This window comes from Frankia sp. Hr75.2 (assembly GCF_949319125.1).
GTDB lineage: Bacteria > Actinomycetota > Actinomycetes > Frankiales > Frankiaceae > Parafrankia > Parafrankia soli.
In genome coordinates this window covers 44,285-58,261 of the sequence record NZ_CASGGV010000295.1, presented here as the reverse complement: position 1 = coordinate 58,261, position 13,977 = coordinate 44,285, and the positions used below count along the sequence as shown (strand labels likewise).

At 67.2% G+C, this 13,977-nt stretch carries 11 protein-coding genes and 2 pseudogenes; 6 read left to right on the top strand and 7 right to left on the bottom strand.

Annotation, left to right across the window (positions count from 1 at the left end; translation table 11 throughout):
• Window positions 1–231: pseudogene (locus AC559T_RS22890) on the top strand (hypothetical protein); the annotation flags it as partial.
• Window positions 232–530: 299 nt separating this feature from the next.
• Here the strand turns inward: AC559T_RS22890 and AC559T_RS22885 are convergent.
• The 5 genes from AC559T_RS22885 to AC559T_RS22865 all read right to left on the bottom strand — a co-directional run bounded on the left by AC559T_RS22885 (window position 531) and on the right by AC559T_RS22865 (window position 6,559).
• On the bottom strand, window positions 531–1,277 hold the full coding sequence (locus tag AC559T_RS22885; protein ID WP_498870079.1) for an ABC transporter ATP-binding protein: 747 nt from the start codon (window positions 1,275–1,277) through the stop codon (window positions 531–533).
• Window positions 1,274–3,151 carry a branched-chain amino acid ABC transporter ATP-binding protein/permease gene (locus AC559T_RS22880; protein WP_498870078.1) on the bottom strand — a complete coding sequence of 626 codons (1,878 nt, stop codon included), beginning with the start codon at window positions 3,149–3,151 and terminating at the stop codon, window positions 1,274–1,276. The genes AC559T_RS22885 and AC559T_RS22880 overlap by 4 nt, the downstream gene beginning before the upstream one ends.
• Window positions 3,138–3,995 carry a branched-chain amino acid ABC transporter permease gene (locus AC559T_RS22875; protein WP_498870077.1) on the bottom strand — a complete coding sequence of 286 codons (858 nt, stop codon included), beginning with the start codon at window positions 3,993–3,995 and terminating at the stop codon, window positions 3,138–3,140. Before AC559T_RS22875 ends, AC559T_RS22880 begins: the two co-directional genes overlap by 14 nt.
• An 81-nt stretch (window positions 3,996–4,076) precedes the next feature.
• Window positions 4,077–5,243 (bottom strand): acyl-CoA dehydrogenase family protein, encoded by a 1,167-nt coding sequence (locus tag AC559T_RS22870; RefSeq protein WP_498870076.1) that lies wholly within the window; start codon window positions 5,241–5,243, stop codon window positions 4,077–4,079.
• 155 nt (window positions 5,244–5,398) lie between these two features.
• Window positions 5,399–6,559, bottom strand: coding sequence for an ABC transporter substrate-binding protein (locus AC559T_RS22865; RefSeq protein WP_498870075.1), 1,161 nt, complete (start codon window positions 6,557–6,559; stop codon window positions 5,399–5,401).
• A 255-nt stretch (window positions 6,560–6,814) separates the two neighbouring features.
• On the opposite strand from AC559T_RS22865, the gene AC559T_RS22860 reads away from it, so the two are divergent.
• A complete protein-coding gene (locus AC559T_RS22860) occupies window positions 6,815–7,234 on the top strand; it encodes a nuclear transport factor 2 family protein (protein WP_498870074.1) in 420 nt (139 codons plus the stop codon).
• Between the two features lie 370 nt (window positions 7,235–7,604).
• Here the strand turns inward: AC559T_RS22860 and AC559T_RS22855 are convergent.
• Window positions 7,605–8,797 (bottom strand): annotated as a pseudogene (locus AC559T_RS22855) (IS1380 family transposase).
• Window positions 8,798–8,917: 120 nt separating this feature from the next.
• Entirely contained in the window at window positions 8,918–10,093 is a 1,176-nt protein-coding gene (locus tag AC559T_RS22850) for a flavin reductase (protein WP_498870073.1), read from the bottom strand.
• Between the two features lie 255 nt (window positions 10,094–10,348).
• Here AC559T_RS22850 and AC559T_RS22845 point away from each other — a divergent pair, with 255 nt between their 5' ends.
• The 4 genes from AC559T_RS22845 (at window position 10,349) to AC559T_RS22830 (ending at window position 13,663) form a co-directional block, all read left to right on the top strand.
• A complete protein-coding gene (locus AC559T_RS22845) occupies window positions 10,349–11,704 on the top strand; it encodes an MmgE/PrpD family protein (protein WP_498870072.1) in 1,356 nt (451 codons plus the stop codon).
• A 122-nt stretch (window positions 11,705–11,826) separates the two neighbouring features.
• Window positions 11,827–12,114 (top strand): DUF6295 family protein, encoded by a 288-nt coding sequence (locus tag AC559T_RS22840; RefSeq protein WP_498870071.1) that lies wholly within the window; start codon window positions 11,827–11,829, stop codon window positions 12,112–12,114.
• Window positions 12,111–12,809, top strand: a complete 699-nt coding sequence (locus AC559T_RS22835) for an alpha/beta fold hydrolase (RefSeq protein WP_498870070.1) — start codon at window positions 12,111–12,113, stop codon at window positions 12,807–12,809. Before AC559T_RS22840 ends, AC559T_RS22835 begins: the two co-directional genes overlap by 4 nt.
• Complete coding sequence (locus tag AC559T_RS22830) at window positions 12,806–13,663, top strand: IclR family transcriptional regulator (protein ID WP_498870069.1); 858 nt, start codon at window positions 12,806–12,808, stop codon at window positions 13,661–13,663. Before AC559T_RS22835 ends, AC559T_RS22830 begins: the two co-directional genes overlap by 4 nt.
• The last annotated feature ends 314 nt before the right edge of the window (window positions 13,664–13,977 follow it).

The window sequence follows — 13,977 nt, the reverse complement described above, 5'->3', positions numbered from 1 at the left end:
ATCAACATCAGCACGGGGCCTACTCAAGCTGCCACCCGTGAATGGACACGCGACACCACCTGGCGCGAAGACGCCAACCAGACCTACTCGGGAAACGGGCCACGCACTCTCGCTATCCTACGAAACCTCGCGCTCAGCCTCTTCCGCCTCCACGGCATTACAAAAGTCAAGGAGACAACCGAGTTCATCGCCCGCGACCGCAACCGGGCCCTCACATTCCTCGCAACTTAACGTAGCGAGTCGCTACACCAAGCGACCTTGGCGAGGCCCTGGGAAAACTCCTCGGGTCGAACTCGGGGCCGCCTTTCGTTCGCCGCGCCCCATGGAGGGATAAGCGGGGTATATCAGGCGCCCTTTGGGTGTGAGGGTGGTCATTGAGGAGCGCCGGCTCCAACTCGCTCTGCCTACGTGGCATCAGCGAGGGCAGCCGGACCGCGGAGACCCGGATTGCGTCGGATTCACGGCCGCGGACCTGTCGCGTGTCCCCATCGAGCGACACGTCTACTGGAACGGACCGGAGCGACCGTGCACTATCTACAGGTCGCCTTCACCGATGGCGACCTCAGGCGGCCGGTGTCGTGGTAGGCGGTTTCCAGCAGGCTTTCGTCTTTGAGCAGGTCAGCACAGTCGCCTTCGAAAGTGACGTTTCCGTGGGCCAGCACGTAAGCACGCTGTCCCACCGACAGCGCGAGCTGCGCGAATTGCTCGACGATGAGAATGCCGAACTCGAGTGACGCGAGGGCAGCGACATCCGGGAGCAGTCGCTGGACAAGCACGGGGGCCAGGCCGAGGGATATCTCGTCGAGGAGCAGCACCTTCGGATTACATAAGATCGCGCGGCCGATCACGAGCATCTGTTGCTCGCCACCGGAAAGCAAGCCGGAACGTCGTTTGCGCAGGGGCGCGAGTTCTGGGAACAGGTCGAATGCCCGGCCGATCTCCGACTTGGGTGCGGCGACGCACAGGTTTTCTTCTACGGTCAGGTCGTCGAACACGGTCCGACCCTGCTCCACGTGGATCAGGCCGGCTCGCGAACGGCGTCGGGGTTTGGACTTGCTCACGTCCACGCCGGCGACCGTTACGGCGCCCGAACGGCATGGGATGAGGCCGGAGATGCCTTCGAGAAGCGTGGACTTACCGGCCCCGTTGGCACCGAGCAGCACCGTGACCTCGCCGGCACGCACTTCGAGCGATACGCCGCGGATGATCGTGGCCCCCGCGCGCTCGATCTCAAGGTCGTGGCAGTCCAGGACCAGACTCTCATCGGACCCGGTCATATTGCGCTCCCAAGGTAGGCGAACTGGACCTCTCTGGCCGCGAGTACCTCGGCGGGGTCACCGTTCGCGATCACCTCGCCGTGATCGAGGACGGTCAGCTGCTGGCAGGCACCCATCACGACCTTCATGTCGTGCTCGACCAGCACGATCGACATGCCGAACCGCTCCGGGAGCGCGGCCAGGCGCTCCGCGAGCGCCAGCGACTCTGCTTCGGCCAGGCCGGCAGCGGGCTCGTCGAGCATGAGGACGGCCGGCTTGGCAGTGACCGCGGCGGCGACCTCCACCAGGCGCCGGGCCGGGACGTCCATGTTGCCCAGGAGCGTGTCGGGAGGCGACGTGCAGCCCAGGAGGGCGAGGACCTCGTGGAGTTCATCAGAGGTCAGCCGCCTGCGCGCGATGAACTCCACGTACTGCGAGATGGGTAGTTCCGGCGCCACCCGACTGTGTTGGAACGTCCGGACGAGTCCACGGCGTGCGCGCGTTCGCGGAGCCAGGCCGTCGATCCGTTCACCGGCCAGCACGATGGTGCCCCTAGCCTGGGGAACGAAGCCGGTGCACGCGTCCAGCAGGGTTGACTTGCCGGCACCGTTCGGACCGATGAGCCCGACAACCGCACGCTCCGGGACCTGCAGTGTCACCTCGTTCAGCGCTGCCACAGCGCCGTAGCGAACACTCAGACCGGCTATGTCGAGGACGGGCCCGGAAGAGACCTGGGCAGCGGCGTCCGTGGACTTGATCTCGTGCCTCGCCGCAGGCAGCTTGAGGACCGCGGCCGGTGACTCGACAGCGCTTGGTGCGAGCAGTGCTCGCGCTTCAGCCCGCTTAGCACGTTTGGCGGCGCGTTTTGCGCGGTTCGCGCCCGCGATGCCGTCGTCGCGCTTGCCCAGAATCTGGATGGCGCCCACGGCGAAGAAGACGGTGAGCAGATCGGTGGGAATCCCGATCCGCAACATCAGCTCGGGCATGAACGCCTGCGCTACGGCCCCTACCAACGCTCCCTCGATGTGGCCGGCCCCGAGCATGATGGCGATCAGGACGTACTGTAGGGACGAGCTCATTCCGAAGCTCGACGAGTCGACGATTCGCTGCTGACCGAGCAGGAGCACACCGGCGACCGAAGCTACGGCTGCCGACACACAGAAGGCGAAGATCTTGGCGAAGAGGACGCTGCTCCCAGCGCCGGCGACCGCTCTCTCACTGCGCAGCATCATCCAGGCAGCGCCGCTGCGACCGCTGATCAGCCAGCTCACCGCCACGAACACTACGGCGACCACGGCCAGACAGAGGAAGTAGTAACCCTGCTGGCTCACGGCGAAATCGGGTCGCTTGATCAGCTTGCCGGTACTGAGACCGGGGACTGGAAAGACGCCGAGTAGCACTTGCGTGATGGAGATGACCGCGATCGTGGCGATGGCGAAGTTCATGCCCCGGAGACGCATCGCCAGCAAGCCGATGACCAGACCGACCGGCACCGCCGCCAACGCCGCGAGGGGGAGCAGAAGCAGGAACGGTACGGGGTAGTGGACGGTGAACCAGCCGGCGACCCACGCGCCGAGCGCGGCGAAGCTCAGCGGGCAGAGCATCAAGATGCCGGCGCGGTTGAAGAGCATCCCGACCGAGAACACCAGTAGGGCCTGCTGGGCTCCGACAACCCCCAGATACTGCCAGTATTCGGAACCGATCAGACCGAAGGCGATCGCGAACAGTACGACCAGATACATTCCCTGGCGGTGCCGGATGGGGCGCCACTGCTGCCACGATGCCTCGCCGTGAAGGACCGTCGCCGCCGACGAGATCGCCGAGCGCAGGCCGGACGGGCTCTGGGGGCCACGAGGGTTCACCGACGTGCCCGACATCGTGTCAACGGTCCTCATTCCATGCCTCCCGGCGTTGGTTCCACATCAAGGCAGCAATGATTACGACGAAGGGAACGACCTGGTCGTAAGTGGCCAGGTCGGCGTCGCTGACCGCGATGGCCTCGAAGATGCCAATGGCCAGACCGCCGATGACCGTCAAGGTGAAGCTGTTGAACGCACCGACGAGAGCTGCAGCGAGAGCTCCGACCATGATTGCGCCGAGGTTCGGCACATCGGTCTGACGGCTCGGAGCAAGCAGCATCAGAGCCAGTGTTCCTACGGCTCCACCGAGGGCCCACACTGCTCCGGTCAGGGCGCTGATCGGCACGCCGAGCAGAGCGGCGGTGGGGGCTCGGTTCGAGATCGCCCGCATCAGCGTTCCTACGCGAGTCCATCGCAGCAGCGCCCACAAGGCGAGCGACAACCCACAGGTCAGGCCGACAGCGAAGAAGGTGGCGCCCGGCACGACGGTTGATCCGATCTCTGTCCGCCAGGACGCGAAGAGCGTCGGAAACTGGTAGGGATAGGGACCGAAGGCGCGCAGCGCCAGTGCGCTGAGTGACACGCCGACGGCGATGGTGACCGCTGATCGGTTGAGGATCGACTTGTCGCTGAACCAGCGAACCATCGCCACGCCCACGGTGAACGCGATGAGCGAACTGAGGGCGAGCCCGGCAATCAGCGAAACCCACATCGGCACCTGCGCACCGAACAGCTTCGCGAACACGACTGCCCCGAAGACGCTGATCCCGCCCACGGCGAAGTTCACGACACCGGCCATCCGGTACTGCAGTACCAGGACAACGCCCACGATTGCATAGGCGGCTCCACCCGGAAGGCCCGCCACCACACTGTTCAGCATTACAAGTCATCCATTTCCGGTCCTGCGCTGGCCGTGCCAGGGGGCCTGGGACCCAGGTTCAGCGGCTTCGACACGCGACGATCAGGCGTCGTCGCCTGGCGTCGGGGCGGCGATGCCGAAGTGCTCCCTGCCGACACCGACCTCGAACAAGTTGCTGGTGTATGTCCACTGAGTGCGCTGCATCGACACGTCGCGGTAGTAGCGCTGCAGCCGCTCCCCGGTCCGGGTGACCGAGGTCCCGGCCGATCGGAACAACAGCTCGACGGCTTCCCACGACAGCCGAATGACTGTCTGCAGGGAATTCGACAGCCGCATGGTGTCTTCGGGGATGGGTGCGATCCCGGTCGTGGCCCAGTGCTGGCACTGCTCCTTGTACCGGTCTCCGACCGCGAGCAATGTGGCCTCAGCGGTGTCAGCCATCGAGACGGCAGCACCCCACGCCTCGTGTGTGCGGGCGTCCTCACTCCGGAGCCCGTACGGCGGGTAGTGCGTCTTCTTGGTCCTGGCGATGTGGTCGAACTCGTCCAGGGCCGCCCACGCTGCTCCGACCATGACGGATGCGATCTCACCTCCTGCCAGGGCGCCCATCAGTCCCAGATACATGGGGTTGCCGTGCAGTTCGGTGCCCGGCGTACCGGTGCCGGCCGACTTGACGGTCATCCAGTCGAAGTCGACGACCTGATCCGCCGGCACTACCTTCTCGGTGATGCGGACAGTGTTCGATCCCGAGGCGTGAAGGCCGAGTGTCTGCCTGTCCCCCCAGTCGTCGGCGACGTCGCAGACATCCCGCGGTACAACGAGAACGACATCTCGTTCGGGTGCGGTATCCGTGGCGGGGACGTGCGCCGTGCCCATGAAGTGGGTCGAATAGGGGATGCCTGACGAGTACGGCCAGACGCCGTTGACGAGATACCCGCCAGTGGTCGGCACCGCGGTGCAAGCCCTTCCCGCGCTATGGGGGGCCGCGAATTCCCCGTCGGGGGAGAACATGGCGACCTGCACCTCGGCGGGCCAGTGCGATGCCATGGGAAGTACATGGCCGGCAGCCAGGCACAAGCACCATCCGGTTCCCGGATCACCGCGGGAAATTTCGACCATGACGCGGAAGAAGGTGGTCAGATCGAACTCATAGCCACCGAACATCCTGGGCTGAAGCAGCCGGTAGAAGCCTGCGGAGCGGAACATCTCGTGTGTCTCAGGAGAGTAGGTGCCCCGCGCCGCCGCGTCGTCCTGCAAGTCGAGCAGCATCGGCCTCATAGCGACGGCGCGGGCCACCATGTCATCGGGCGTCAGGTCTGGTTCGGGTACCGGAAGGGCCCACGATGTGGCCTTCGGGTTCTGGGTCTGGGTAGCGATGGAAATGCAACTCCTTAGGTCACCCGACGCCGGAAATGACGATCAGGTCAGTTCGGTAGCGTGTACCATTTTTCGTCTTTCAGTTCCCAGGCGCCGGCATTCAGGGTCAGGAACTTGCTCGACTTGTTGAACTTCCCCCAGGTGAAAGGCTCTGCGGTGAACCCGCCGGTCGATACCTGGGAAGCCGACCTCATCGCCTCGCCGACCGCTTCTCGGGTGTAGGGACCCGACATCTTCTTGAGGATGCTGACCAACAACTGCGCCGAAACGTAACCCGCCTCGGAAGCGGCGGTCAACGGGACGTTGTACTCCTTCATCAACGCTTGGTAAGGGGCCACCGTCGACGAGTCCGCCAGATACGGTTCCAGCTCGGTGTTCACCTGGATGCCGTTGTATTTGGGGTCTTTCAGCAACGACGCGCTTTCCGAGCCGTAGGAATTCGACAGCGCCAGCCAGCGGATGCCGTCGAAGACGCCCTGGGTGTCGGCGGCGCGGATGAGAGCTGCGGTACTCGACGGCGACGCCCCGAATATGAACGCGTCGCAGCCGGCGTTCTTGACCGCGATCACGACCGGCGTGTAGTCGGTTGAGCCCGGCTTCAGAATGATCTTCTCGACGTTGTTGAAGTTGGCGTACTTCATCCCCTCTTCGAGCGCATTTTCCTGCGCTTCCATCTGGTTGGGGATCTGGTAGAGCGTGAAGCACACCTTCTTCGAGTGCACGACGTTGGCCAGGTAGTAGAGCGCGATCTGCCCACCGAGGGGCCCACCCATGTTGAGCGGAGTGATGTTGGGGCTGTTGAAGCACTCGGTGTCGGCGGCGTACGCGGTGATAGAGTAGATCTTGTTCTCCGCGTAGAGCTCCCTGTTGGCCGAGCAGTCGACGGCACTGCCGGCGCCGGCCATCGCAACGACCTGGTCCTGGGTGATCAGCTTCAGAGCCGCCTGGGCAGCGGTCGCGGAGCTGTTGGCCGCGTCATAGACCGTGTAGTCGATCCTGTGACCGTTGATGCCCCCGTCCTGGTTGACCGCGTCGAAGACCGCCTTCGCGGCAGCGGTGGCCTCCGGGTACGGGTTCGACCCGGTCACATCGCTCACGGCCCCGATCTTGATCTCCGATCCGCCCCCGGATCCGGAGTCCGCAGAGCCGCAGGACGCGGCTAATACGAGCGTGGATGTAACAGTTAAGAGGCAGGTGCCCCGCCGCACCCACGAGTGGGCGACGGTCCGCTTCCCTCTCGGCGCAACTGATCTCACGGTCTCAGCCTCCTGATGTGACTGGTTCTCAACGATGCGGACATCGGTCTCGTATCGCAGCGTCGGTGCCCATAAGGCCTTCCGCAGGGTGTATGTTTTTTATGCCTGGTGGAATCTTGTTCCGCGGGACGCTACTGTAGCTGCGGTTGGCTGTGACGTCAACCACTGTGACCGCGAGAAAATCCAAGAGAAGGGGCAATCGAACACATGAACGACGAGAATGAGATCCTGCGCACCGTCGTCGAGTACTGCCGTTTGCTCGACGAGCACAGCGGACGCGGGCTTGCCGACCTCTTCACCGAGGACGCGACGTTCTCCCATCACGGAGCGGACCCGATCCGGGGCCGCGACGCGGTCGAAGCGACCCTGAGCCGGGGGACTGGACCGCTACACGTGGCAGTCAACCCGCTCATCACTGTCGACGGAGACCGAGCCACGGGCAGCATTGACCACGTCTTGCTGAAGCGAGCCGATGACGGCACGTTCGACATCGTCGCCGTCGGCCGCTGGAACGACTCCTACGTCCGGGATGCCGACCGGTGGCGGATCGCCGAACGTGCCATCGAGTTCCCCCATGGCCTGCCGAGCCCCAGGGTCACGCCGCCACCGGAGTCGACGACGGAGTAAGGCCTCGCGTCACGGTGCCGATGGCCCAGAGTTCCGATGGCGACGACCGAGCCCGATGGGAGGACCGGGTGGGCGTTCCGCGGTAACTCCTCCGATGGCGCCGAGGTCGTGCCCCGCGTGCCGGCCGGGTCTTGATCTTGTGCATCACCGCCGCCAAGGCGTGCTTGGCGGCGGTGGTCCTAGCCTCGATCTTTCACGGGGTGGGATCCGCTGATCGCGAGCTGCCCTCCACGCCTTGTTGATGTTGAGTTGTGGGCCTCGGTCGGGTTGGGCCGTGGCGGGGTGCCCCGCTGTCGCGCGGGGTGGGCGCCCGGTCCACGTCCGGGTGGGTCCTTCGGGTCGGCAGGGCGGGGAGATTGGTGGCCCGTGGCTATCCGGGTGCTGGCAGGGCGCGCAGCCGGTTGATCGCCTCGGCGGCGAGCGGTGTCCAGGGGTGGTCGCCGGGTAGGTGCACGACGGTGCGGCGGGCGTGGCGGGCGATCCGGCCAGCGAGGCGGAACAGCCGGTGGCGCAACTCGAGGGTGGCGAGTTGGCCGCGGCGGCTGTTCGTCGCGAACGCCGTGTAGCGATGCCCCTCGACGTCGGTGATCCGCAGCTGGGCGCCGGGGTGCGGCCTTTCCTTGCGGACGAGGACCCGCATCCACGGCGGCCAGCCGGACAGGTCGAGCAGCCCGGTCAGTTCCGCGACCCAGGCCCCGGGGCGGGGAATCCCGTCGGCGTCATAGGCCGGCGTCCAGGCGCCCTTCGGGAGCGTGGCGATCAGTTCGGCGTGGTCGTCGGTGAGGGTGAACCCGACCGAGTAGGCCAGCCGGCACCGCGCCAGCCAGGCAACGAACTCGTGCGCGCCCCCACCGCCGTCCGCACGGACCAACACCGACCGCGACCGGCGCAGCCGCCGCGGCAACCCGGCCAGCGCGTCGCGCGCGACAGTGATGTGGTCGGCCGCCGTGTTCGACCCGGCGTTCCCCCGGCGCAACAGCACCGCCGCCGGCTCCCCGGTCCCGTCCGCGCCGTGATCGACAAACGCCCACAGCGGGTGGAACCCGAACCCCGTTACCTTTTGAACGTCGGCCTCGCCTGCTCCTTCTCGGAATGGGCCGGGACCAGGGTCGCGTCCAGGTCCACGACCAGCGGGTCCTCGAGGCTGGCCGCCTGGCCCGGGGCGTGCTTCCCCGCCAGTTCCCAGACCCGCTCCCGCGCGACCGCCAACGCTCGGAACACCCCGGCCAGCACCGTGTCGACGTCGGTGGCGAGCCGGTCGACGGTCCGCGACACCGTCGGGTCCGACGCCACCGATCCGAACAGCTCTGGCTCGACGCGCAGCATCGCGACGTCGGCCAGGCGGTCACCCCCGAGCGCGAGGCTGACCGCCAGATCGGTGACGACCTTGCCCGGGTCATGGGTCGCCGTCGGCGCGCGCCAGGGCGCAAGCGCCTCAGACAGGGCGGCTCCCAGCCCGGACACCCGGACCGTCTCGGTCAGCAGCAGCCCGCCGGCCACCGACACGACACCCCGCCCAGCGGTGTCGACACGGACAGATGGGTACACACCGGTAGGCTTCACCGCGAAGGTGCTCCTTGGTAGGGATGGATCAGGCCCTCAGCAAGCCCAATCCTCCCAGCTCAGGAGCACTTTCCTATTTGCCACCGCCCAACAGACGATCAGCCCCGTGAAAGCCCGAGGCTAGACCGCATCCAGGATGGCGCTTGCGCGCTGCGCTGCGGTGAGCAGCCGGTCACGGCAGGCGAGAAGCCGACCGGGTGTCTCGTCGCCGTCGAAGCCGATCAGGCGCAGCACCATGACGACTGCACCGTGTCGATCGGTTGCGGGGGCGGCCATCGAGCTCACGGCCGGCATTGTCTGAGCCCCGAGAGTGAGGCCGGGATCGAGACCGCGCGCGGTGGCCTGTCGAAGGACGTCGGCATCGCCGTAGCCCTTGCGGGGGTCGAAGAGCCGCTCGAAGCGGTCAGCCGGTGTGCCCGCCGTGGTGACCTGGTAGCCGAGGGAGTGGATCGCCGTCAATTCCTCGTTCGCCAGAGCAGTGTCGTATGCGCCGTTCAACCGGCGGCCGCGTTCGAGCCACGCTTCCTGCGCCGCGGGGGTGTCCCAGGCCACGAAGAGCGGCCCGAACGGCGCGGCCAGCGGGAAGGTCTCGCCGACCGTTGTCGTACTGGCCGGAGCTTGTCCGATCCCGGCCGTCGCGAGCACGACGACGGACTCGTCGACGCGAGCGGCGACCTGGCACTCGAGCATGAGGTCCTGGGAAACCTGCTCGACCTCCGAGCGAACGAGATCGGCGAGGCGAAGCTGGGCGCCGTACTCCGTGGCTTCCATCTGGATCGATGGCAGCGCGGGAGCGCCGTACCCGCCGCGGAGGAAGATCAGCGGTAGCCCGGCGTCATCGGCAACGTCCAGTTCCTGGACGCGCCCGAGGACCAGGTCATGATCTCCGGCCGGGAGGACCGAGTCGATCACGCAGTCCGCCCAGAGCACCGCTCCCTCGAGCCGTGGGTTACCCAGCCCGGTCAGTTGCGGGCAGTGGATTCCGAAGCGCTGGGGTTCCTTTCGGACGAAGGCGCGGCAGACGTTCTCCTGGCGCGCGCTGAGCACGTTCGCGCAGAAGCGCCCGGTCTCGCGGATGAGCGGCCAAGACGTGCTCGAGCGGTCGGGCATGAAGCCCACGAGGGGCGGATTCAACGAGATGGAGCTGAATGTCCCCACGACCAGGCCGAGCGGGGTGCCGTCGTCCTGTCGCGCAGTGATCAGGGCTACCCCGGTCGGGTAGTGCCCGAGCACCCGACGGAACGTCTCCGCCGCAATCGTTGTCTCTGTACCACCGTTCGTGGTCGGCCTGGCCATCTGGCCTCCATGAGTTTTTCGTCGGATGGAAAACTATTCCAAGGTGAGACCCTAGTCAAGCGACGAGCGGCGTCAAGGCGCGGCTGTCGCCGTTGACCCCGGTCGGTGCTCGCGGTAGCTTTGGAAGACATTTGCACAGGGCGGAAATATGGCCCGGTGAGGAGACGAGGGTGTCGTGCTCGACTACGTGCGGTTGCCGGATCGGCGGGCCGGGTCGCTCGGGCGCCGTGGGCACTCCAGATCAGAGACGGGGTGTTGACGATCGTCACGGTATGCCGGGACGCTGACCTCGGCCACTACGTTCGCCACGTTTGCCGGCCTGTTGACGCGGCTGAGCGGCTGCGGCTGATCGACCTGCTCCTGGACGCGGTCGGGGTCGCGGTGGCGGGTCGGGCGACGCGGGCCGCGTCCGTGATGGAGCTGGCGCTCGGCAGATCCGACGCGGTTTGGGATCTGGCCTGCCGGGACGGCGCAGCCGTACACGCGTTGGACTTCGACGACACGCACGAGGCTTCGCTGTGCCACACCGGTGCCGCGCTGGCGCCGGCCGTCATTCGCCTCGGTGAGGCGGAGCACCGCAGCGGCGATGAGGTCCTGCGGGCGTTCGCGGCCGGCCTGCGGCTGGTCGACGCGCTGGCCCCGCTCGGGCCGCGGCTCAACGCGGCCGGCGTCCATTCGACCGGCGTGCTCGGCTCGCTCGGGGCGGCCGCGGCCTCGGCCGTGCTGCTCGGAGGTGACGACAAGGAGGTGACCGCCGCCGTTGAGCTCGCCGCGGTCATGGCCAGCGGCATCTGCGCCTCCTTCGGTACTGACGCGAAGCCGCTGCAGGCAGGGCGCGCGGCAGAGACCGGTGTCCGAGCGGCGTATCTCGTCGCGAACGGGCTGGTGCCGCCGGTCGGCGCCCTCTTCGGCACTCGCGGTATCGTCGCGCTCCTGCTCGGCGCGGAGGCGCTGGAGCTGCTACCGGCGCCGGGTCCGCGGCCGGACGCGGTGACTTCGGTGGCGGTGAAGGCGACGCCGTCCTGCCTGCTGACGCACACCCCCATCGACGTCGCACTCGCCGTCCGGGAGCAGACCTCGGTCGCCACTCCCGCCGCGGTGGAGCACGTCCGGCTGGTCGTTCATCCGCTGGTAGCCGCCCTGGCCGATCGGACGTCGATCGACAGCGACAACGACAGCAAGTTCAACGTGCGCTACTGCCTCTTCGCGGCGCTGTCGGAGGGCCGGCCCACGGTGGAGACGTTCACCGCGGCCGGGCGTGCCCGGATCGCGGGTGACGGGCAGAACTGGCGACGATTCGCCGGTCTGGTGGAACTCCTCACCGACCCGGACCTCCCGCAGCTGGCCGCCGACATCGTCGTCATCGCGGGCGGTAAGTCCTGGACCGCTACCCGCTCCGGGCCGATCGGCGGCGTGGACGATCCGCTGAGCAGTGCTGACGTGACGGAAAAGTTCCGTTCCAACGTCGCTCCACTCCTCGGGCGGGCGGCGGCCGGGGGCCTCGAGCGGCGGGTGCGAGCCGTGGCCGGCGCGGAGGACGTCGATGTACTCGGACCGCTGTTCGGGCCGCACAGACGGTTGGCTGACCACGCGGGCAAGGACGAGATGTGAACAAAAGCTTGGTGGCCGGGGTATCGACCGGAACAGGCCGTCGACGGCTGGCGGCGCGTCTTTGATGTCCTGCATCGTCACCTGTCGGAAGGAAGCCTCGTGTCACCTGTCGGAAGGAAGCCATGCGTAGTTGGATCACCGAGCCCGAGATCTACGGACGGGCCAGGAGCGCGCAGGAACGGACGCCGCTGATGCGCGCGGGCGTCTATTTCGACCATCCCCTCAGACTGCCGGCCGATCGTCCGCTCATCATCGACCTCAGCGACGGGACCGGCACCGGCACCGGCACCGGCGGTGGGCGCGTGGGCGTCGAGCTGACCACCGAGTCCGCCTGGGCGCTGATCCGCGCGGCAGAGGGTGCGCCGGCCCGCGGCGAAGCGGAGTACCTATCCGAGGCGGTGTCCCGGTGAGCACATTTCTGCTACTGCATGGCTCGGGTCAGGGTGGCTGGATCTGGAAGGCAGTGGGAGAGCTGCTCCGGGCCGCGGGACACGAGGTCTACCGGCCCACTATGGACGGGTGCGCGGAACGCAAGGGAATGCTGCGGCCGGAGCTCACCCTCGCGGATCAGGGCGCCGAGGTCGCGAATCTGCTCTTCTACGAGGATCTGCGCGACGTTGTCTGCGTGGCCACCAGCACCGGAGGGATGGTGCTGTGCCAGGCTGCGCCGCAAGTACCCGAGCGGATCGGCCGCCTGGTCTTCATCGACGCCATCGTCCCGCTCCCCGGTGAGACGGCAGCCATGATCAACAAACGGACCCCGCCGCCCGCCGGCAAGCTGGCCAAGGACCCGCCGCCCTGGGGCATCTTCACCGGCGTGCCGGGTAAGCTGGGTGAGTGGGCGGTGGCCCGGTATACGCCGCACCCGCTCCGCCCGACGGAGGAACCAGTGGACCTCAAGGACTTCTGGGCGCTGAGCTGGCAGGCGGATGTCGTCCGGTGCCGGCACAGTGAGCGTCCGCTCGAGGAGCATCAGCGGCGCACGGCGGAGCGCCTGAACGCTACTTACACCGAACTCGAGGCGGGCCACTATCCGATGCTCACCAGTCCGACCGAAGTTGCCGAATACTTGCTCGCGCTGGAGCCAGTAGCCTCTGCGTCATGATGCCATCGGTCGCCGGTTCGGGCGGAGAGGAAGCGGGTCGGGACGAGTCCCGACAGATTCGGACGGTCTTCCGGGCCGGGAGAATCGTCACGACGCTGGCCGAGCACCCGTACCCAATGGGTATCTCCGAGCTGGCCCGGCGGGTCCAGCTCTCGCCCGGCAGCGTCCACCGCCTGCTCGGCACCCTGATCGGCATGGGCTGGGTCGATCAGAACACCCGCACCGCGAAATACCGGCTGGGTACGCGTCTGCTCGGCATCGGCGCGGCGGGTCTGGTCGCCAACCCGGTGGTCGAGCTCGGCAAAACCTATCTGGCCGAGCTGGCTGAATGGACCGGCCAGGACGCCCTGTTGAGCACGCTCGTCGGGATGCGCAACGTGCACCTCGCCCGGGTCGCTGGTGCGAACAGCCGCCTGGCGGAGTTCCAGCCGGGCCGGTCGCAGCCGGCGCACGCCATGGCCGACGGCAAGCTCTTGTTGGCCTTCCTCTCGCCCGAGGAGCGCGCGCACCTGTACCGTGCCGAGGCCATGCACAGCTACACCGCCAACACCATCGTCGAGCCGGAACTGCTCGAGGCGGAACTGGATCAGATTCGCGAGCGCGGCTACGCGGTCGACAACTACGAGCGCTTCGAGACCGGTCGCGGGCTCGCGGTTCCGGTCCTGGGTCACGACAAGCGGATCATGCTGGCGTTGCTCTGCGTCGGGGAGCTCGACCCGGCCCAAGACGCGGCGCTGGTCAACCAGATGCTGTCCATGGCCCACCAGATTTCCGATCAACTGACGATGGCGGGTGACCTGCCCGGCCAGGTTCGGATGAATGCGCGGCGTGCGCAACAGGACGACGCCTCCTGATCCGGTCGCTCTGCCGCTCCGCGGCCCCCGTGCCCGCTCGCGTCCACAGCTACAGACCGTGACTGGTCGGATCGCGCCGGGTTCGGGGGTCAGCAGACCCCACCATCTCGACAGGGTTGAGGGCCGGGGCGTGAGCGGGAAGCCGGATGAGGTGCAGCCGGTCCTGGGCACCGCTCAGGACGTGCATGGCGGCACTGACGTGGGTGCTCAGGTTTGGCCCACCCGACCCGCGATCGGCCCGCCCGGCCACTGACCGGTATGCGGCGTTCAGCACGCTGAGATGGTCACGTTCGCTGAAGCTGCGGCGTTCGCCA